Source organism: Arthrobacter sp. 9E16 (assembly GCF_002929435.1).
In the GTDB taxonomy this organism is placed as follows: domain Bacteria; phylum Actinomycetota; class Actinomycetes; order Actinomycetales; family Micrococcaceae; genus Arthrobacter_B; species Arthrobacter_B sunyaminii.
Window position 1 is genome coordinate 47276 of sequence record NZ_PJIU01000005.1, and the last position, 18887, is coordinate 66162.

An 18887-nucleotide genomic window follows, 5' to 3' on the forward strand; every position below is an offset into this window, starting at 1 on the left:
TCGCCGGCGGACAAGGTATCCGGGCCGGGACGCCGCCAGTTTTCTGAGCGGCGTCCCGGCCCGAACCGGTTCAAGGAGAACCCCGATGGTTGACCAGCTGGACACCCCTGTCCGCTCCCGCACTCCCGCAGCGCAGAAAAAACCCCGCCGCAGCCCGGATTCAACAGCAGGCCTGCTCGCGAAAATCCTGCTCCTGGGCCTGACGGATGCGTTCGCCGTATACGTCCTTATGGCCCTGTTCATGAATGAGAAATGGCTGATTCTCGCCGTTGCCGCCGCCGTAACGGTGCTCATCAACTGGATCTACCTGCGCCGCGGCGGCCTGCCGGCCAAGTACCTGGCCCCCGGTGTCCTGTTCCTGCTGATCTTCCAAGTCTTTGTGGTGGTGTACAGCGGTTACGTGGCGTTCACCAACTACGGCGACGGGCACAACAGCACCAAGGAGGATGCCATTTCCTCCATTTCCATGAGCGCGCAGAAGCGCGTTCCGGATTCGCCGGCCTATCAGGTGTCAGTGGTGGAAAAGGACGACGTCCTGTCTCTGCTGGTCACCGATCCCGACGGCGGCGTGCGCATCGGCACCACCGGCGAACCGCTGGAAGACGTCGAGGACGCCCAAATGGGCGGCACGGGCAAAGCCGTGGGCGCGGACGGCTACCGGACCCTGAACTTCAACGAACTGCTGTCCGTCCAGCAGGACATCACCGCCATCAAGGTTCCGCTTTCGGAAGACCTCGACGACGGCATCCTGCAGACCGCCGACGGTTCAAACGCCTACGTCTTCAAGCCGGTCCTGGTTTACGACGAGGCAGCTGACACCTTCACGGACACCGAAACCGGCGTGGTCTACGCCGACGGCGGTGAAGGCTCCTATGTCTCGTCCGACGGCGAACGCCTGGCCACCGGCTGGAAGGTGGGCGTGGGCTTCGACAACTTCAAGACGGCCTTCACCGACCCGGATCTGCGCGGCCCGCTGGTCAGCGTCATCCTCTGGACCTTCACCTTCGCCCTGGGATCGGTGCTGCTCTGCTTCGGACTGGGCCTGTTCCTGGCGCTGACGTTCAACCACCCGAACCTGCGCGGCAAGAAGATTTACCGCACCATCATGATCCTGCCCTACGCGTTCCCGGCGTTCCTGGCCGGACTGGTGTGGTCCGGAATGCTCAACCAGGAATTCGGCTTCATCAACGAAGCACTCTTCGGCGGAGCGGACATCCCCTGGCTGACCGATCCCTGGCTGGCCAAATTCAGCGTGCTGCTCGTAAACACCTGGCTCGGCTTCCCCTATATGTTCCTGGTCTGCACCGGAGCCCTGCAGTCACTGCCGGAGGACGTCAACGAGGCGGCACGCATGGACGGCGCCTCGGCCTGGCGGATCTTCCGTTCCATCAAGCTGCCGCTGCTGCTGGTTTCCACCGCTCCGCTGCTGATCTCCACCTTTGCCTTCAACTTCAACAACTTCAACGTGATCTTCATGCTCACCGGCGGCGGGCCGCGGTTCTCCGACACCAACATGGACATCGGCGCCACGGATTTGCTGATCACCCTGGTCTACAAGGTGGCGTTCGGGCAGGGCTCAGGGCGTGACTACGGCCTGGCCAGCGCGTTGGCGGTCATCATCTTCATCATCGTTGCAGTCATCTCAGCGGTCAGCTTCCGGCAGACCAAGGCGCTGGAGGAAGTGAACTCATGAGCAATTCGACTCTGACCCCGGCAGGCAAGGGCGCCGCGGAACGCACCGCAGGCACCGGCCCGGTTGGGCAGCCGCGCAAAAGCTTTGGACACTGGTTCCGGGACAAGGGCTGGCGCCACCTGGTGGGCGTGGTCATGGGCGTGTTTGCGCTCTTCCCGCTGGCCTACGTGCTCTCAGCCGCGCTGAGCCCCACGGGAACGCTGGTCTCGGCCAACGGCCTGTTCACCACCATCGCGTTCGACAACTTCATCGACCTGTTCTCGGATCCGCAGAAGCCCTTCGCCAAGTGGTTCATGAATACGCTCATCGTCGGGCTGATTACCAGCGCGGGGACCGTCTTCCTCGGCGCTCTGGCTGCTTACTCGTTCTCCCGGATGCGGTTCACCGGACGCCGGTTCGGGCTGATGAGCCTGATGCTTCTGCAAATGTTCCCGCAGATGCTCGGCGTCGTGGCGATCTTCCTGCTGCTCAGCGGGATCTCCGACGTCGTGCCGTGGCTGGGCCTGGGCAGCCAGACCGGCCTGATCATGGTCTATCTCGGCGGAGCGCTGGGCGTGAACACCTATCTGATGTACGGGTTCTTCAATACTGTGCCGAAGTCCCTGGACGAGGCGGCGCGCATCGACGGCGCCAGCCACGTCCAGATCTTCTTCACGATCATCCTGCGGCTGGTCACTCCCATTCTGGCCATCGTGGGACTGCTGTCCTTCATCACGGCCACCGGCGAATTCCTGATCGCCTCCATTGTCCTGAACGATCCGGACGCCCAAACCCTGGCCGTGGGCCTCTACTCCTTCGTTGGGGACAGCCAGTCCCGCACCTGGGGCGTGTTCGCCGCCGGCGCGGTTCTTGCAGCGCTGCCCGTCATGGCACTGTTCCTGTTCCTGCAGCGGTTCATTTCCTCCGGCCTCACCTCCGGGGCGGTGAAGGGCTAGAAGCCCACCACCGGGCGGGGGGTGTAGCCCTGCTCCAGCTCCTCCAGGTCCTCCGGCGAAAGCCGGAGGTCCAGGGCGGCCACCGCATCATCCACGTGCCCGACGTCGGAAGCACCAACCAGCGGCGCGCTCACCACCGGGTGGGCCAAGACCCACGCCAGGGCCACCCGTGCGCGTGGAACGCCGTGGCGCAGCGCCACCCGGAGGACAGCGTCGGCGACGGCCCGGTTGGCATCTTCGGAGCCCGCATAGAGCGAGTGGCCCCGTTCATCCTGCTGCTGCCGCCGGGTGACGTCATCCCACGGTCGTGCCAGCCTGCCCCGGGCCAACGGCGAGTAGGCCAGCACTCCGGTCCCTGTCGCAACGCACAGGGGCAGCATTTCCCGCTCCTCCTCGCGATAGACCAAGTTGTAGTGGGCCTGCATGGTGACGAACGGGGACCATCCGTGCGCCTGCTGCAGGGTCAGCGCCCGGGCAAACTGCCAGGCGTGCATGGTGGAGGCCCCCAGATAACGGACTTTTCCTACCCGCACCAGGCCGTCCAGAGTTTCCAGTGTTTCCTCGAGTGGAGTGGAAGCGTCCCAGCGGTGCACCTGGTAAAGATCGATGTAGTCGGTGCCCAGGCGTTTCAGGCTTTCATCCACCTGCCAGAGGATGTGCTTGCGGGAGAGCCCCCACCCGTTGGGACCGGGCGACATTTCTCCGTGCACCTTGGTGGCGATCACCACTTCTTCCCGCCGCACGTACTTCAGGACGGTGGCGCCGAGGGTGCGCTCGCTGTCCCCCGAGGAGTAGACATTGGCGGTGTCAAAGAAATTGATCCCCAGCTCCACCGCCCGGCGCAGGATGGCCCGGGACTCCGGTTCGTGAAGCGTCCAGCCGTGCATTCCGTGCTGCGGGTTGCCGAAGGTCATGCACCCCAGCCCAACCGCGGAGACCGTGGCTCCCGAGTTGCCCAGTTTCTTGTATCTCATGCCCGGCCCTCATGTTTGAAGATGCTCTGCAGGTTTGAAGCTGTTGCGCAGCCGTCCTGCCGCTGGTAACGGCGATGCTACCGGTGGCCCGCGGCCAAATAACAGGGGACTTGCCCTCCGGACCGCTGCACGGGCTCAACCCCCTGCCTAGGACCGCTTTCCCGGTCCTATACTGAGCCATGCCTACCGCTCAGGAGCCGGAAATCCAGGAGCACGAACCCCGATCCGGCACCACGAATAAGCCCACAACCACTTCCGAAGCGTCAGTATCCGCGCCTGCACAGGGAAAGCCTGCACGGGGAAAGCCTGCACAGGCGAAGTCCGGGCGCACGAAGCCGGGACAGCCGCGGTCCAGAACTACAAAGCCCGCCGCAGTAAAATCCGTTCCGAAGGAACCTGCGCGGGCATCCAAGGCCGCGCAGTCTGCCGCGCAGATGGCCGTGCGAGTGGCTGCGAAACAGCCCGCATCGCCGAAGCCCGGCGGCCCTGTCGGGCTGCTTTTGCAGGCCTACCTGCACGGGCAGTTCCTCGCCATGCTGGCCGAGGATCCGAGGATGCGGGCCAACGAGGCGGATGCCGTCCACAAGATGCGGGTCAGCACCAGACGGATGCGATCGGCGTTGGGCAGCTACCGCAGCTTTGTGGCCCCGGAGCCGGCGCGTGAAGTGCGGGACGAATTGAAATGGCTGGCGGGAATCCTGGGGGAAGCACGGGATGCGCAGGTGATGCGGTCACGGCTGGACGCTTTGGTGGCGGACCAGCCCGCTGAACTGGTGATGGGGCCGGTGCAGCAGCGCATCGATCAAGAACTGCTCGGCGAGTACAAGTCAGCGCACACCGTCGCCATGAAGGCGCTCAACGGCGTCCGGTACCTCCGGCTGCTGGAACAGCTGGAATCCCTGGTGACCGCCCCCGGATTCACCCCGAAAGCGGACAGGCCTGCTGCTCCGAGTGCCGGACGCATGTTGAAGCGGGACCGCAAGCGCCTTCATCAGGCGGTTCGGGAAGCCCGCAGGGCAGGCAGTGAGGAACAGCAGTCCGAGTTCCTGCACGAGGCGCGCAAGGACGCCAAACGCCTGCGCTATGCCGCTGAGGTTGCTCAGCCGGTGAGAACCAAGGGGTCCTCCGAACTGATCGCCGGTGCCGAACATCTGCAGAAGATCTTGGGCGAACATCAGGACAGCGTGGTCAGCCGGGAGTATCTGAGCCGGTGGGGTGCGGGGAGTTCAGGCGCGGGACAGAACGGGTTCACGTACGGGCTGCTGCATGCGCTGGAGGAGAAACGCGGGGAGCGGGCACGGAAACGGTTCCGCAAAGCGTGGGCGGGATTTCCCCGCGTGGTCTGACCCGCTGCCGGCACCCGCACCCTATACCGTCCGGACGGAGGCGCTCTGATGGCTTCGGAATCACCGTGGGCGCCCCTGCGGCGCCGGGCGTTCCTCATCCTCTGGCTGGCGAATATCGGCTCCAGCGTCGGCACGTGGATACAGACGGTGGGAGCTCAGTGGTATCTGGTGGAAAACAGCTCCAATCCTGCGCTGGTGTCCCTGGTGCAGACCGCCAATCTGGCGCCGTCCCTGCTGCTTGGCCTGATCGCCGGTTTCCTTGCCGATGCCTTCAACCGCCGCCGCCTGATCCTCGGGGCAAATCTCTTTGCCGCCGGTGCCGCCAGTCTGCTGACCCTGGTGGCAGCCTTGGGATTGCTGGATGCTGATTCCCTCCTGCTGTACACCTTCCTCATCGGCTGCGGGGTGGCCCTGAGTCAGCCGGCATGGCAGGCCATCAATCCCGACCTGGTGCCACGGGAGGAAATCCGGGCGGCCTCAGCACTGAGCAGCATGGCAGTCAACGGGGCACGGGCGGTGGGCCCGGCGCTGGGCGGCGTGCTCATCTCCCTGTTCGGTCCGGCCTTTGTCTTCGGCCTCAATGCGGTCTCATTCCTGGGTACCGCAGTGGCTGTATATGTGTGGCGGGCGCCCCCGGAACCCGATGATCCCGAACGGATGGGGGAAGCGCTCGCTGCCGGCATGCGCTACATTCGGGCAGCGCCGCGCATCCGCCGCATCCTGCTCCGGACCGCTCTCTTCATGGCACCCGCGAGTGCACTGTATGCGCTGCTGCCGGTGGCCGCGAACGGGCACCTCCGGCTCGGGTCAACCGGTTACGGAGTGCTGCTGGGAGCGATCGGCATCGGCGCCGTCATGGGCGTGATTATGCTTCCCAGAGTGAAGGACCGGGTCCACGACAACCTGATGCTGGGCCTGTCCGCCGTTGTGTTTGGCGCGGCAATCATCGGCGCCGGTTTCCTGCCGGCAGTCCTGCTGGCCATCCTGCTGGTCCTTGCGGGAATTTCCTGGATCGCCACCTTCTCGATCCTCAACAGCGCCATGCAGCTCACGCTGCCCGAATGGGTGCGGGCACGCGGGCTGTCGGTCTACCTGATGGTGACCACCGGGTCCCAGGCCATCGGCGCCGCCGTTTGGGGCTCTTTCGCCACTGCGTTCGGCTACACCCCGGTGCTGGTGGCGGCCGGAACCCTGTTGGTGGCGGCAGGACTGAGCGTGGCCGTACTGCCGCTGCTGCCGCGCACCGGCCGGCTGGACCGGAGCGTCGCTGAGGCGGACCTGGGCATCGAAGCTGCTCAGGAACCCGCGCCCAACGACGGTCCGGTCACCATCCTCACGGCCTACGAGCTGGCCCCCGAAAAGGCTGCCGAGTTTGTGCAGCTGATGCATGAGGTGCGCCTGGCCAGGATGCGCACCGGTGCCCGGGACTGGGAGCTGGTGCATTCGGTGACGGATTCCCGGCAGTTCCGCGAGATTTACGACGTCGCCACGTGGCGGGAGTATCTGCGGCAGGAACAGGAACGCATCACGGGGGAGGACCGGAAGATCATGGACCAGGCGGCGCAGCTAGCCGAGGCAATACCCCGAACCCGCTGGTTCCTCCCGGCATCGGCTTAGCTTTCCGGTCAGTGTCAGCTTTCCGGTCAGCGTCAGTCCCGCGAATCCGTGGCCGCGAGCTGCTCGCGGACCAGTGGCGCAACTTCCGTGCCGTAGAGCCGGATGCAGTTCATCAGGTTTTCGTGCGGGAGGGTGCCCAGGCTGTACTTCATGTCGAAGCGGCTCAGGTCCAGTTCCTTGGCCACCCGGACAATCTTGGCGGCGACCGTTTCGGGGGAACCGATGAACAGTGCGCCGTCGGGGCCGGCGGAGGCCAGGTAGTCGCTGTGGGTGGTGGGGCTCCAGCCGCGCTCGCGGCCGATCCTGTTCTGCATGCGCTCGAAATGCGGCCAGGCTTCCTCCAGTGCCTGCTCGTCGCTGGCGGCAACGTAACCGGGGGAGTGGGCTCCCACCGGAAGCATCGGACGGCCGAACTGGGAAAGGGCCCGCTTGTACAGATCCACGAACGGGGCAAAGCGCGCCGGTTCACCGCCGATGATGGCGAGCATCAGGGGCAGTCCGTAATGGGCGGCCCGCACCACGGACTGTGGCGTGCCGCCGACGGCGATCCACGCCGGGAGTTCGCCTGACGCCGTAGGGGGATACACCCGCTGGTTCTGCAGGGGTGCCCGGGTGCTGCCATTCCAGGTCACTGGATTCTCGCTGCGCAGCCGGGTGAAGAGTTCCAGCTTTTCTTCGAAGAGCTCCTCGTACTGTGCCAGATCCAGCCCAAAGAGCGGAAAGGACTCCGTGAAGGAACCGCGGCCCAGGATCACTTCGGCTCGGCCGTTGGAGACTGCATCCAGAGTGGAAAAGCGCTGGAAGACGCGGATCGGATCGTCGGAGCTCAGGACGGTGACCGCCGAACCCAGCCGGATCCGGCTGGTTTGTCCGGCAATGGCTGCCAGGACCACGTCCGGTGCTGAAACGGCAAAGTCCTCGCGGTGGTGTTCACCGACTCCGATGAAGTCAATGCCCACCGAATCCGCCAGGACGGCTTCGGCCACTACGTTGCGCAGCACCTGGTGCTGCGGAAGCCGCTCCCCGTCCGGGTCCGAGGTGACGTCACCAAAGGTATCCAGTCCCAGTTCCAGCTGCCGTCCCATATGAAGCCCGCCATTCCCTCAAAAGTTCATGTATTTGCATCTAGTCTAGCGGCACGGGCCATCCGGCCAAGCCATCTTGTTCCGGAAGGACCGGTGCTTCTTGGGAAAGTGATCTCACAGTGTCGAAGCCCCCGGATTTCATCCAGTCATGACACCAGCAGATAGACTGAGGGACGGTTCCCCGGGCGTTTTTCCGGAACCACTCCGGATCACCCGCAATGGTGCAAGCGATCAAGCGATCAAGCGATTAGTTGAGGTATTTTGCGAGACTTTAGTGCACGCCTGGCCACCGCCGACGAGATGGAAAAGTGGGACAGCCACGTGCAGTCCAACCCGTGCGGCGGGAACGTGCTGCAGTCCGCCTCCTACGCCGAGGTTAAGTCCCGCCATGGCTGGAATCCCATCCATCTGGTGTTCACGGGCCGCGGTTACACGACGTACAACCTGGCCATAGAGAAGAAGGTCCCCGGACTGGGCAGCCTCTGGTACCTCATTAAGGGCCCAGACGTCGCGGAGCCGGCCCACGTCCCCGAGGTCCTCGATGCGCTGCGCCGGTTTATCAAAGAAACCAAGAGGAACGTGTTCGCCGTCAAGGTGGAACCTGACATTGTGGACAGCCCCGAGGTGCGTGCCCAGTTCGAGGGTGCCGGCCTGGTGAAGACCTTCAACCTGCAGCCCAATGACTCCACGGCCCTGCTGGACACCACACCGGACACCGAGCAGCTGCTGAAAAACCTCTCCTCCCGCGGACGCAACGCGGTCCGCCGGGCCATCCGCGAGGGGGCCGACGTTCGGCGGGTCGAGCCGACCGAAGAGAATATGCGCATCATGTACCGGCTCATGAGCCACATCGAGGACCGTTCTTCGGCCCGGATGCGCTCCTATGAGTACTACCACCGCTTCTGGTCCAACTTCGTGGCGGCGGGCCAGGGCCGGTTCTACTTCGCCTTTGAAGAGGGCGAACCCACCGTGGGTGCATTTGTCATCGCCTACGGCAAGAAGGGAACCTACAAGGACGGCGGGTCCAAGCCCCGGCGTAACCAGTACGGAGACTCCCATCTGGTGCAGTGGACCGCGATCAACGAGCTGAAGGAAGACTTCGGCATTGAGCAGTATGACTTCTGCGGCACGCCCCCCAGCGACCAGCTGAAGAACAAGGAACATCCCCACCACGGCCTGGGCCTCTTCAAGACCAGTTTTTCCAAGACCGTCACGGACTTCGTGGGGTGTTATGACCTGGTCCTGGATCCGCTGCGGTACAAGATTTGGAACACCATCGGCGAACGCGTGGCGCGGCAGATTTACTGGCGCCGGCATCAGCAGCCGTTCTACTAAACAGGAAGCGCGCCTGAACGGAATCAGGCCAACAGAGGCGAAAGGGTGAGTCCTTTGGAGAACACGTCCGATGCAGACCGCCAAGAGCCTGCGCAGAATCCCGACCCAATGGTGGGACTGATCCCGGTCATTCGTCAGGGCGGACCTGCCGGGTCCGAACGGAAGAATCAGCCGGAACGCAAGAACCAGCCGGAACGCAAGAATCAGCCGGAGCGGCAGCCGGTACCAGGCAAAGCACCGAAGGCGCCGAAGGCACCCAAAGCGGCACCGAAAGGTGCCGCGGGTCTGCCCACAGGTCCTGCCGGCGTCGGCTTGCGCAGTACAAAGCCCAAACCGCCGCCCCCCACAACGTCCGTCATGCAGACGTCGCCGAAAGGGTCTTCAGGCGGGCTGGGCTCCGGACAGACCACGCCGGCGGGCCAGCCGCCGCGGAAGCCCCGGGCGCGCAAAACCGTTCCCGGCAGCCACCACCATCCCGGCAGCGCCAGCGCCCAGCGGCAGGACCGCTCATCGGCTGCTGCCAAAAGGATGCTGCGCCGCCTGGTCCAGGGTGAGACGCCCCCCACCCAGGCCATGTCCATTGTGGAGCGGCTGGCAGGCTCGCCGTATGCGAACCCCCTGGTGCGCACCGCCGGGCCGGATGCCTCCGCAAGGAAAACGCTTGATCTGGCGCTGGGGCTTGCCGAAACCATGTTCCGTTACGGTGCCGGCGCCCTGGAAGTGGAGACCGCCATCATCGCGGTCACCGCTGCCTTTGGCCTGGACAGCATCGAAGTGGACATCACCAACCAGTCCGTTCTGCTGAACTACTCGCCCAAGGACCAGACCCCCATTACCGTCATGCGGGTCGTGCGTTCCTGGACCAACAACTATGCCGGCCTCGGCCTGGTCCACCAGCTGGTCACGGACATTATCGACGGCGGTGTCTCCCGCGCCGAGGCGTCCAACCGGCTGAATGAGATCATGCACCGGCCAAAGCCGTTTCCGCGCTGGGCCGTGACCTTCTCCACCGGCGCCTTCGCGGCGGCGATTGTGGGATTCATCGGCGGCGGCCCGCTGGCCTCCCTAGTGGCTTTCGTCAGTACCTTCCTGGTCAGCTTGTTGCAGCGGGTGCTGGGGCGCTGGCGTGTTCCGGACTTCTTCACCACGGCCGCGAGCGGTTTCCTGGTCACGGCCCTTGCCATGCTCTTCTGGTCCATGGACGTGCCCATTTCGCCGGGCATCGTGGTTGCCGGAGGCATCCTTCTGCTCCTGCCCACCGGCCGCCTCGTCTCAGCTGTACAGGATGCGATCAACGGGTTCCCGGTCACCGCATCGGGACGTTTCCTGTCCGCGTTCCTGACGTTCGGCGCGCTGGTGGCGGGCATCGCCGTCGCACTGGTGGTTGGGGCGCTGCTGGGTGTGCCGCGTCTGGATGTGACGCAGGTGGTGGGCTCCCAGTATCCGTTTGCAGTGACCCTGGTGCTGCTGGCCGTGGCGCTCGGGACCATCTGCGTGGTGGAGCAGTCGCCCATGAACCTGGTGCTCCCCACGGTCCTGACCGGGTTGGCCGGCTTCCTTGTATTCCAGCTCGCGGAGCTGGTGGGCGTGGGCCCCCGGCTGACACCGGCCGTTGCCGCCATCTTCATTGGCATGCTGGCACGGATGATTGCCCTGCGCATGGGTGCCCCGCAGCTGATCGTGGCGGTGCCGGCCGTGCTCTTCCTGTTCCCGGGGCTGTCCATCTTCCGGGCGATGTACGGGCTGAGCATCGGCTCCGACGACATCACCGTTGGTGCGGTGGGCATCTTCAACGCCCTCACGATTATTCTTGCGATCGCCGGCGGCGTGGTGTTTGGAGACAATCTGGCCCGCCCGCTGACCCGGAACCTCTCCGGCAACGACCGCCGGAACCGGCGCCGCTAGACGTTAGACAGGCTGGACGTTAGGCAGGAAGAAAGAGCGCCGGACCGAGGGCCCCGGAAAGCAGGATCTAGAGGATCTTGCCGACCGGGGTCCTTTTTTCTGCCTGGAACGCGTCCTCTGTCCGGCCGGCCGCCCAATAGCCGGACAGAGAAACCTGCCGGCGCTCCAAGCCGCGGAGGCCAAAAAAGACATCCCGGAGCGCTTTCATCGCTTCGCGCTCACCGTGGGCAAAGACCTGCACATCGTTGCTGGTCCAGGGCGCATCGGCCACAGCGGCTGCCAGCAGGCCGGTGTTTCCTGCCGGGAGGTCGCCGCGGTACAGCCAGGTCACTGAGATACCTTCCGGCGTCTTCAGCGGCTGGCGGTCTTCGGGCCCGCCCACTTCCAGAAAGACCTGCCCGACGGCGGACGCGGGCAGCGATTCCAGCACGGCAGCCGTGGCCGGGAGCGCGGATTCATCGGCGGCGAAAAGGTACCAGCCGGCGTCGGGGTCTGGATTGAAGGCCCCGCCGGGACCGGTGAAGGAGAGGGTCTCACCGGCCGCGGCCCGGGCGGCCCAGGGTCCGGCGAGCCCCTCGTCTCCGTGGACCACAAAATCGATGGCGATCTCTGCGGCGGCCGAGTCGACGCTGCGGATGGTGTAAGTGCGCGACACCGGCCACTGTTCACGGGGAAACTGTTCCCGGAGTGCTTCGAGCTCCGCTGTTCCGTCCAGCGGCTTACCGTCCGGACCGAACCAGATCTTGCAGTATGAGTCGGCAAAACCATTGGTCGCAAATCGGGAGAAATTGGGTCCGCCGGCAATCACCCGAACCATGTGGGGAGTCAGCTGCTCCGTCCGCAGAACCTCCAGGACCAACAGCGGACGGGCCCGGCGGGGAACATCCTGCGCTGGCTTTGCGGCGGGCGCGGAAGGGTCAGGCATGTGGTTCTCCTAGATCAAAGGACGTTTTCTTTACCGTATCGCGCCGGCCGCCAGTCAATTGGCGAGGCGCCCTGTTGCTGCAACAGTTCGTTAACCCGGCTGAAGGGACGTGAGCCGAAGAATCCGCGCGAGGCGGAGAGCGGACTGGGATGGGCGGATTCGATCCTCGGGACATCATCGAGCAGCGGAACGATTGAACGGGCGTCGTTGCCCCATAACACGGCCACCAGCGGGGACCGGCTCCCGTCAGCCAGGCGCCGGGCAACCAGGGCCCGGACCGCGAGCTCGGTAATCTGCTCCCAGCCTCGTTTGCGGTGGGACCCTGCGCTGCCGGCACGAACCGTCAGCACCCGGTTCAGCAGCAGCACCCCCTGGTCTGACCAGCAGCTAAGGTCACCGTGGATGCTGGGCGGTATCCCGAGGTCCGCGTGAAGTTCCTTATAGATATTGTTCAGGCTCCGCGGCAGCGGACGCACTGCAGGGTCCACGGAAAAGGACAGTCCCACGGCATGGCCGGGAGTGGGATACGGGTCCTGGCCGATCAGCAGGACTTTGACGTCTGCAAGGGGACGGGAAAACGCCCGGAGGATGTTCTCCGGCGCAGGCAGGACGGTGTGTCCGGACGCGCGCTCTTCCTGGAGTCCGGCAGCTATCCGGTGCAGGTCCTGGGCAGCGGGACCCAGTGCACAGGCCCAGTCCGGAGCCATGACATCACTGAGCGCTGCGGGGGCGGCGAACGGGAACGGTTTGTCGCCGGGCAGCTCGTGCGGCAGAGGAAAGAGCGTCGGGTCGCTTGAACTCACCCATCCAGCGTAGGCCGGATGCAGGGGAACGGGCTATTCCGGTAGGGCGGAAGACGCAAATGACAGAGCTGTTATTCACCAACTAACATGGGTGGTGAAACCGTCAACTATCTGGGAGCATTCTGTGGCCGAAACAACCGAAGCCTTCTCGCTTGACGGCGCGGTTGACCCCGACAGCCCGCTGGGGGAACAGGAACAGCAGATGCTGGCCTTGGAACGGGCCTGGTGGAAGTACGCCGGCGCGAAGGAACAAGCCATCCGCGAGCTGTTCGGCATGTCCGCCACACGCTACTACCAGGTCCTCAATGCGCTGATCGACACCGAGGACGCCCTGGCTCACGACCCTATGCTGGTCAAGAGACTGCGTAGACTACGAACAACCCGTCAGCGCGCGCGCACCGCCCGTCGTTCAGGCTCTGACGTCTAAACCGGCGCCACCTGAGACCAAGGACTGATACCTCACCATGAGCAATTACCCCCGGGATGAGTTCGACAAGGTTCCCGAAACGTCGTCGCGCCAGGGCGTTCACCGGGAACGGCTGATCCCTTCGCGCTCAAGCGGACTCGGCCTAATCATCACCGTTGGCGTACTCGCCCTGGTGCTTGGGGTGGCGGCTTACTTTGTCCTTCCCCGCCTGGGCATCGGAACGGACGACGGCGACAGGGCGCCTGCCGCAGATTCCTCCGCTTCCGTGGAATCCCCGGAACCGCAGGCCTCTGAACCCGGGCAGAGTACGGAACCAACCCCGTCCGCCACCGCTGCACCGAGTGCTGAACCCGCACCCACACCTTCCCCCACACCTTCACCCACGCCTGCCGCAGCGGACCGGAGCCAGCCCGTAGTGGTCTTGAACGGAAGCGGAATCGGCGGTTTGGGAGCCAGCGTGTCAGCCCGGCTGGGAGCCGATGGCTGGACTACGGCGCAGGTTGCCAACTGGGGCGGACAGCAGCTGCAGGGATCGATCATTTTCTACGGCACCGAGGACCAGCTGCCCAATGCCCAGGAGCTGTCGCAGCTGCTTGGGATTCCCACCGTCGTTCAGTCGCCGGACTTCACGCTGGTCACCGTGGTGCCCGGCCCGGGATTCCAGTAGCAGCCAAACTGCCTCCTGCTGCGTAAATACTCCATAACAATCCTGCACAGCACCGGGCGCTCCGGCCTGCACTGGCTACAGTGAGTGCCAGCCGTACCGCGCAGGATCCGGAGCCGGCAGAAACAGCTCCGCGTTCCGGACTGCTCTGTGTGCCGCGGCCAGTTCCGCCATGATCACCGTGGCTGGACTTTCGCTCGCAAAAAAGGTGGGAGAAACGCACATGGCGCAGGGGATCGTCAAATGGTTCAACGGGGAAAAAGGCTACGGATTCATTACCGTGGACGAAGCACAGACGGATGTTTTTGTGCACTGGTCGGCAATCCAGGCATCCGGATACCGCACCCTTGAAGAGGGCCAGCGCGTGGAGTTCGACATCGGCGAAGGCCAGAAGGGGCCGCAGGCTGAGGACGTCCGCACCGTGTAGCTGCCGGTGCCGGGCCGCCAATCCTATGACTGCCCTGCGGACACGGAAACGGAACCCGTGGATGCTGTTGCCTGTGACGCGCCAAGCACCGAGCCGTGATCGCTTGCACTCAGTGTGCGGGAGTGCTAATTATTGACTTAGCACTCTTGCCGTATGACTGCTAAAAGCGGTCGGCGTTGAGTGAAAGAGCAAGCCACTGAGGTGAGGGCCTGCGGGAGCGTAAAGAGATCGCTCCTGTTGGCCCGTCCGTCGCGGGCACCGCAGTCTGGAATGCAACATCTAAGCACCCAGCATGACTGTTCCGGAAGGACGAAAGCCGTTATGGCCAAGATCATTGCATTTGACGAAGAGGCACGCCGCGGCCTCGAGCGCGGACTGAACATCCTCGCCGACGCCGTGAAGGTTACCCTCGGCCCGCGTGGCCGCAACGTTGTCCTTGAGAAGAAGTGGGGCGCCCCCACCATCACGAACGACGGCGTATCCATCGCCAAGGAGATCGAGCTCGACGATCCCTACGAAAAGATCGGCGCAGAGCTGGTCAAGGAAGTTGCCAAGAAGACTGATGACGTTGCCGGTGACGGTACCACCACGGCAACGGTCCTCGCCCAGGCACTGGTCAAGGAAGGCCTGCGCAACGTTGCTGCCGGCGCCGACCCGCTGAGCCTGAAGCGCGGCATCGAGAAGGCTGTCGAAGCTGTCACGGCCGAACTCCTCGCCTCCGCCAAGGAAATCGAGACCAAAGAGCAGATTGCTGCCACGGCTTCCATCTCCGCCGGTGACCAGCAGATCGGCGATCTGATCGCTGAGGCGCTGGACAAGGTTGGCAAGGAAGGTGTTATCACCGTCGAGGAGTCCAACACCTTCGGCCTGGAGCTTGAGCTCACCGAAGGCATGCGCTTCGACAAGGGTTACATCTCCGGCTACTTCGTCACCGACGCCGAGCGCCAGGAAACGGTCCTGGAAGATCCGTACATCCTGATCGTGAACTCCAAGATCTCCAACGTGAAGGACCTCGTTGCCGTTCTCGAGAAGGTCATGCAGTCCGGCAAGCCGCTGCTGATCATCGCCGAAGACGTCGAAGGCGAAGCCCTCGCAACCCTGGTGGTCAACAAGATCCGCGGCACCTTCAAGTCCGTTGCCGTCAAGGCTCCGGGCTTCGGCGACCGCCGCAAGGCCCAGCTGGCTGACATTGCCATCCTCACCGGTGGCCAGGTCATCGCCGAGGAAGTCGGCCTGAAGCTGGAAAACGCCACGCTGGACCTGCTGGGCAAGGCCCGCAAGGTGGTAGTCACCAAGGACGAGACCACCATCGTGGAAGGCGCCGGTGACCCCGAGGAAATCGCGGGCCGCGTCAACCAGATCCGCGCCGAAATCGAGAACTCCGATTCCGATTACGACCGCGAGAAGCTGCAGGAACGCCTGGCCAAGCTGGCCGGCGGCGTTGCAGTCATCAAGGCCGGCGCTGCAACTGAAGTTGAGCTCAAGGAGCGCAAGCACCGCATTGAGGACGCTGTCCGCAACGCAAAGGCTGCCGTTGAAGAAGGCATCGTCGCCGGTGGCGGCGTGGCCCTCATCCAGGCCGGCCTGAAGGCTTTCGCAAACCTGAACCTCGAGGGCGACGAAGCAACGGGCGCCAACATCGTCCGCGTTGCCATCGACGCTCCGCTGAAGCAGATCGCCTTCAACGCCGGCATGGAGCCGGGCGTCGTTGTCGACAAGGTCCGCGGCCTGCCCGAGGGCTGGGGCCTGAACGCTGCTACGGGCGAGTATGAAGACCTGCTGGCTGCCGGAGTCAACGACCCGGTAAAGGTGACCCGCTCTGCACTGCAGAACGCGGCTTCCATCGCCGGCCTGTTCCTCACCACCGAAGCAGTTGTTGCCGACAAGCCTGAAAAGGCTGCGCCGGCAATGGGCGGCGGCGACGAAATGGGCGGCATGGGCGGTATGGGCGGCTTCTAGCAACCCACCGATTCGTTCCCAAGGGCCGCCATGAGCCGGCGGGACGGATCACCATGACGCGGTTTTGAGAAGGCGCGGCACCTGCGGGTGCCGCGCCTTCCTGTTGTTGGGAACTGCCCGTCTCAGCGCCGATACAAGGCGTCTCAGTGCCGAAACAGGGCGACGTTTGCCGCTTCAGTTTCGGCGTACTGGGACGAGGCGTGTCCGAGTGCCAGATTGATGCTTGCCAGGGACTCTTCGACTTTTGCCTGTGTGCTCCGCCAATCAGCCACGAGCGATTGAAAGTTGGCCGAGGCCTGTCCCTGCCATGACTCGCTTAGAGCCTGCAGGCCGGACTGCATACGGTTGATGTCTGACTGGAGCCGGTCGATGGTTCCGCGCACCTCGGCGCTCTTGGCGTCCAGGATCTCGCTGTCCACTGATACCAGTGCCATGGTTGTCTCCGTTCAAAAGCTGTTCCGTTGGTCATTGAGCTTTTGACACTAGGCCGGTCGGGGAATTGAGGGCGACCGCCCGCTGGAGGCTGTGGGCAGCTGCGGCCCAGCCGCGCGCCGGCACCGCCTGTGGAGGGGCCGGCAACCCGGACTAGGCGTTGTCCGCCCGCTCCCCGGCGTCGTCGTCGAACTCCTCCGGAGCGCGGTAGGGCAGGCGGATGGACATCGTGGCGCCGCCGCCCTCAGTTTCGGAAAGGCGGACAGTGCCGTCATGCTGCGCCACCAGCGCGGCTACAATAGCCAAACCAAGGCCGGTACCGCCGGTTTCGCGGTACCGGGAGGAATCGGCCCGGTAAAAGCGTTCAAAGACCCGTGCCGCATCTTCTTCCGAGATGCCCGGTCCGTGATCCCGAACCTCCAGCACGGCGTCGGAACGGTTGTGGATAACCGGAGCCACCCCCACGGCGATCTCGATGGGAGAACCGTCAGGAGTGTAGCGCAGCGCATTGGTCATCAGGTTTGCCACAACCTGTCGCAGACGGGCCTCATCACCGATGGTGGGGGCCGGACGCGGCTGCTGCCCGTCCAGGCCCACCACACGGATGTCACGTCCCGGCGCGCTGGCGCGCGCGTCCATGGCCGCATCATTCCCAAGAAGCATCAGGTCCACGGGCGCGTATTCCAGCGGGCGCTGTTCATCAATTCGGGCCAGGGTAAGCAGGTCTTCGACCAGCTGGCCCATCCGCTTGGCCTCACTCTCGATGCGGCCCATGGCGGCGCCGATTTCCTCCGGTTTCTGCAGGGCTCCGTGGCGGTAGAGTTCAGAGAATCCGCGGATGGTCACCAGCGGGGTGCGCAGCTCGTGGGAGGCGTCCTGGACGAAACGGCGCATCTTTTGTTCCGACTTGGTTCGCGCAGCAAACGCCGTTTCAATATGGGCCAGCATGGCGTTGAGGGACCGCGAGAGCCTGCCGATTTCGGTTGCCGGGTTGCCCACATCCACGCGCCGGGACAGATCCCCGGCGGCAATGGCTGCCGCCGTCTTTTCCACCTGGCTGAGCGGGCGGAACTGGCGGGTTACTGCCCAGTACGCGATCCCGGTGGCACCCAGAGTGCCCAGCAGCCCCACCGAGAACACCAGCGATGCTGCTTCATCGACTGTGGTGGCAACGGAATCCAGCGACAGTGCCACCACAACGGATCCCGGAACATTCTCCAGCGCGAATACCTTCAACCGCCAGCCCTTGCTGCCCGGCGCGGTGCCGGGCACGGTCTTCCCCGCCTGTTCCAGCTCCAGGACTTCCTGAGCGGTGTAATGCGGCACATTGGGCCTGTCATCGTGGGGATCGCTGTGGGTTTCCGGGCCGTAACTGCCGTCATCGCGGAGGTAGAGACCGTAGAACTGGAAGAGCGACGCGTCGCCGTTCTGGCCCTCCGAGACGAGATAGCGAGCAACGGCCGGCGCGTTGTCATCGATTTCCGCGTCCAGGCGCGTCACCAGGATTTGGCGCAGTACATAGATGGTGGCCAACCCCGTAATGGTGACGGTGATGACCATCAGGACTGCCATAATGGCTACGAGCTGGGTGCGCAGCGAGGCAGATTTCCAGCGGCGGAGCAAGGCTTAGCGCTTCTCCGACGTACGCAGCAGGTAACCAACCCCGCGCTTGGTCTGGATCAGGGCGGGCGCGTCCGGGCTGCGGTCAATCTTGCGGCGCAGGTACGAAATGTAGGACTCCACGATGGAGGCGTCGCCGTTGAAGTCGTACTCCCAGACATGGTCCAGAATCTGGGCTTTGGACAATACCCGGTTGGGATTAAGCATCAGGTAACGGAGCAGCTTGAACTCGGTGGGGGAGAGATCAATAGTGACCCCGCCGCGCCGGACTTCATGCGCGTCATCGTCAAGCTCGAGATCATCGACGCGCAGGACGGCGTCGTCGTCGTCGAGGGGCTGGGTCCGCCGCAGCACAGCGCGGATGCGTGCCACGACTTCGTCGAGGCTGAACGGCTTGGTGACGTAGTCATCCCCGCCTACGGTCAGTCCGGTGACCTTGTCCTCGGTGTCGTCCCGGGCCGTCAGGAAAACCACCGGGAAATGCCGGCCGGCCGCCCGCAGGCGCCGGGTGAGCGTGAAACCGTCCATGTCCGGGAGCATGACGTCCAGGACGGCAAGGTCCGGGGCATGCTCCTCCACAGCGGCAAGGGCCTCCCTCCCGTTTCCGGCGGCTACTACGTCGAAACCGGCGAAGCGAAGGGAGGTGGAAAGGAGTTCGCGAATGTTGGGCTCGTCGTCAACGACCAGGAGACGGGCTTCAGGTCCGGATGATTTATTCACTCAATCAGTTTCTTACATTT

Annotated in this window: 17 protein-coding genes; 10 read left to right on the forward strand and 7 right to left on the reverse strand. The window is 64.3% G+C overall.

Annotated features, from left to right (window positions below):
* Nucleotides 1–85: 85 nt before the first annotated feature.
* Both CXR00_RS16915 and CXR00_RS16920 read left to right on the forward strand, forming a co-directional pair.
* The gene (locus tag CXR00_RS16915) at nucleotides 86–1693 is read left to right on the forward strand and encodes an ABC transporter permease subunit (RefSeq protein ID WP_104056056.1); all 1608 of its coding nucleotides are present in this window, start codon (nucleotides 86–88) and stop codon (nucleotides 1691–1693) included.
* Complete coding sequence (locus tag CXR00_RS16920; protein WP_104056058.1) at nucleotides 1690–2628, forward strand: sugar ABC transporter permease; 939 nt, start codon at nucleotides 1690–1692, stop codon at nucleotides 2626–2628. The genes CXR00_RS16915 and CXR00_RS16920 overlap by 4 nt, the downstream gene beginning before the upstream one ends.
* On the opposite strand, the gene CXR00_RS16925 is transcribed toward CXR00_RS16920, so the two are convergent.
* Nucleotides 2625–3602: an aldo/keto reductase gene (locus tag CXR00_RS16925; RefSeq protein WP_104056060.1), complete on the reverse strand. Its 978-nt coding sequence runs from the start codon at nucleotides 3600–3602 to the stop codon at nucleotides 2625–2627. The two genes, CXR00_RS16920 and CXR00_RS16925, sit on opposite strands and share 4 nt — an antisense overlap.
* Nucleotides 3603–4048: 446 nt before the next feature.
* Between CXR00_RS16925 and CXR00_RS16930 the strand changes: the two genes are divergently transcribed.
* Complete coding sequence (locus tag CXR00_RS16930) at nucleotides 4049–4948, forward strand: CHAD domain-containing protein (protein WP_181032610.1); 900 nt, start codon at nucleotides 4049–4051, stop codon at nucleotides 4946–4948.
* Between the two features lie 48 nt (nucleotides 4949–4996).
* The gene (locus CXR00_RS16935) at nucleotides 4997–6565 is read left to right on the forward strand and encodes an MFS transporter (protein WP_104056064.1); all 1569 of its coding nucleotides are present in this window, start codon (nucleotides 4997–4999) and stop codon (nucleotides 6563–6565) included.
* 32 nt (nucleotides 6566–6597) lie between these two features.
* Here the strand turns inward: CXR00_RS16935 and CXR00_RS16940 are convergent, their stop codons facing one another.
* Nucleotides 6598–7650 (reverse strand): LLM class flavin-dependent oxidoreductase, encoded by a 1053-nt coding sequence (locus CXR00_RS16940; RefSeq protein ID WP_104056065.1) that lies wholly within the window; start codon nucleotides 7648–7650, stop codon nucleotides 6598–6600.
* Nucleotides 7651–7911: 261 nt separating this feature from the next.
* Between CXR00_RS16940 and CXR00_RS16945 the strand changes: the two genes are divergently transcribed.
* Nucleotides 7912–8985 carry a peptidoglycan bridge formation glycyltransferase FemA/FemB family protein gene (locus CXR00_RS16945; RefSeq protein ID WP_104056067.1) on the forward strand — a complete coding sequence of 358 codons (1074 nt, stop codon included), beginning with the start codon at nucleotides 7912–7914 and terminating at the stop codon, nucleotides 8983–8985.
* A 528-nt stretch (nucleotides 8986–9513) separates the two neighbouring features.
* Nucleotides 9514–10890, forward strand: a complete 1377-nt coding sequence (locus CXR00_RS16950) for a threonine/serine exporter ThrE family protein (RefSeq protein ID WP_237685831.1) — start codon at nucleotides 9514–9516, stop codon at nucleotides 10888–10890.
* A gap of 67 nt (nucleotides 10891–10957) precedes the next feature.
* Here the strand turns inward: CXR00_RS16950 and CXR00_RS16955 are convergent, their stop codons facing one another.
* Together CXR00_RS16955 and CXR00_RS16960 are read right to left on the reverse strand one after the other, a co-directional pair.
* Complete coding sequence (locus tag CXR00_RS16955) at nucleotides 10958–11815, reverse strand: siderophore-interacting protein (RefSeq protein ID WP_104056069.1); 858 nt, start codon at nucleotides 11813–11815, stop codon at nucleotides 10958–10960.
* Nucleotides 11816–11829: 14 nt separating this feature from the next.
* A complete protein-coding gene (locus tag CXR00_RS16960; protein WP_258060586.1) occupies nucleotides 11830–12576 on the reverse strand; it encodes a uracil-DNA glycosylase in 747 nt (248 codons plus the stop codon).
* 166 nt (nucleotides 12577–12742) lie between these two features.
* Here CXR00_RS16960 and CXR00_RS16965 point away from each other — a divergent pair, with 166 nt between their 5' ends.
* From CXR00_RS16965 to groL, 4 genes are all read left to right on the forward strand, one after another.
* Nucleotides 12743–13045, forward strand: coding sequence for a DUF3263 domain-containing protein (locus CXR00_RS16965; RefSeq protein WP_104056073.1), 303 nt, complete (start codon nucleotides 12743–12745; stop codon nucleotides 13043–13045).
* 37 nt (nucleotides 13046–13082) lie between these two features.
* On the forward strand, nucleotides 13083–13712 hold the full coding sequence (locus CXR00_RS16970) for a LytR C-terminal domain-containing protein (protein WP_104056075.1): 630 nt from the start codon (nucleotides 13083–13085) through the stop codon (nucleotides 13710–13712).
* Nucleotides 13713–13932: 220 nt separating this feature from the next.
* Complete coding sequence (locus CXR00_RS16975; RefSeq protein WP_104056226.1) at nucleotides 13933–14136, forward strand: cold-shock protein; 204 nt, start codon at nucleotides 13933–13935, stop codon at nucleotides 14134–14136.
* Between the two features lie 321 nt (nucleotides 14137–14457).
* Nucleotides 14458–16095 (forward strand): chaperonin GroEL, encoded by a 1638-nt coding sequence (gene groL, locus CXR00_RS16980; protein ID WP_104056077.1) that lies wholly within the window; start codon nucleotides 14458–14460, stop codon nucleotides 16093–16095.
* A 143-nt stretch (nucleotides 16096–16238) separates the two neighbouring features.
* Here the strand turns inward: groL and CXR00_RS16985 are convergent, their stop codons facing one another.
* The 3 genes from CXR00_RS16985 to CXR00_RS16995 all read right to left on the reverse strand — a co-directional run bounded on the left by CXR00_RS16985 (nucleotide 16239) and on the right by CXR00_RS16995 (nucleotide 18867).
* Nucleotides 16239–16529 carry a WXG100 family type VII secretion target gene (locus tag CXR00_RS16985; protein WP_104056079.1) on the reverse strand — a complete coding sequence of 97 codons (291 nt, stop codon included), beginning with the start codon at nucleotides 16527–16529 and terminating at the stop codon, nucleotides 16239–16241.
* Nucleotides 16530–16680: 151 nt separating this feature from the next.
* Nucleotides 16681–18150, reverse strand: coding sequence for a HAMP domain-containing sensor histidine kinase (locus CXR00_RS16990; protein WP_307859012.1), 1470 nt, complete (start codon nucleotides 18148–18150; stop codon nucleotides 16681–16683).
* A 3-nt stretch (nucleotides 18151–18153) separates the two neighbouring features.
* The gene (locus CXR00_RS16995; RefSeq protein WP_104056083.1) at nucleotides 18154–18867 is read right to left on the reverse strand and encodes a response regulator transcription factor; all 714 of its coding nucleotides are present in this window, start codon (nucleotides 18865–18867) and stop codon (nucleotides 18154–18156) included.
* Between the last annotated feature and the right edge of the window lie 20 nt (nucleotides 18868–18887).

Bases quoted from the DNA above. Each gene is read 5' to 3' on its own strand.
- CXR00_RS16915 (WP_104056056.1), top strand. From the start codon at position 86: ATGGTTGACCAGCTGGACACCCCTGTCCGCTCCCGCACTCCCGCAGCG.
- CXR00_RS16920 (WP_104056058.1), top strand. From the start codon at position 1,690: ATGAGCAATTCGACTCTGACCCCGGCAGGCAAGGGCGCCGCGGAACGC.
- CXR00_RS16925 (WP_104056060.1), bottom strand. From the start codon at position 3,602: ATGAGATACAAGAAACTGGGCAACTCGGGAGCCACGGTCTCCGCGGTT.
- CXR00_RS16935 (WP_104056064.1), top strand. From the start codon at position 4,997: ATGGCTTCGGAATCACCGTGGGCGCCCCTGCGGCGCCGGGCGTTCCTC.
- CXR00_RS16940 (WP_104056065.1), bottom strand. From the start codon at position 7,650: ATGGGACGGCAGCTGGAACTGGGACTGGATACCTTTGGTGACGTCACC.
- CXR00_RS16950 (WP_237685831.1), top strand. From the start codon at position 9,514: ATGCTGCGCCGCCTGGTCCAGGGTGAGACGCCCCCCACCCAGGCCATG.
- CXR00_RS16955 (WP_104056069.1), bottom strand. From the start codon at position 11,815: ATGCCTGACCCTTCCGCGCCCGCCGCAAAGCCAGCGCAGGATGTTCCC.
- CXR00_RS16970 (WP_104056075.1), top strand. From the start codon at position 13,083: ATGAGCAATTACCCCCGGGATGAGTTCGACAAGGTTCCCGAAACGTCG.
- CXR00_RS16975 (WP_104056226.1), top strand. From the start codon at position 13,933: ATGGCGCAGGGGATCGTCAAATGGTTCAACGGGGAAAAAGGCTACGGA.
- groL (WP_104056077.1), top strand. From the start codon at position 14,458: ATGGCCAAGATCATTGCATTTGACGAAGAGGCACGCCGCGGCCTCGAG.
- CXR00_RS16985 (WP_104056079.1), bottom strand. From the start codon at position 16,529: ATGGCACTGGTATCAGTGGACAGCGAGATCCTGGACGCCAAGAGCGCC.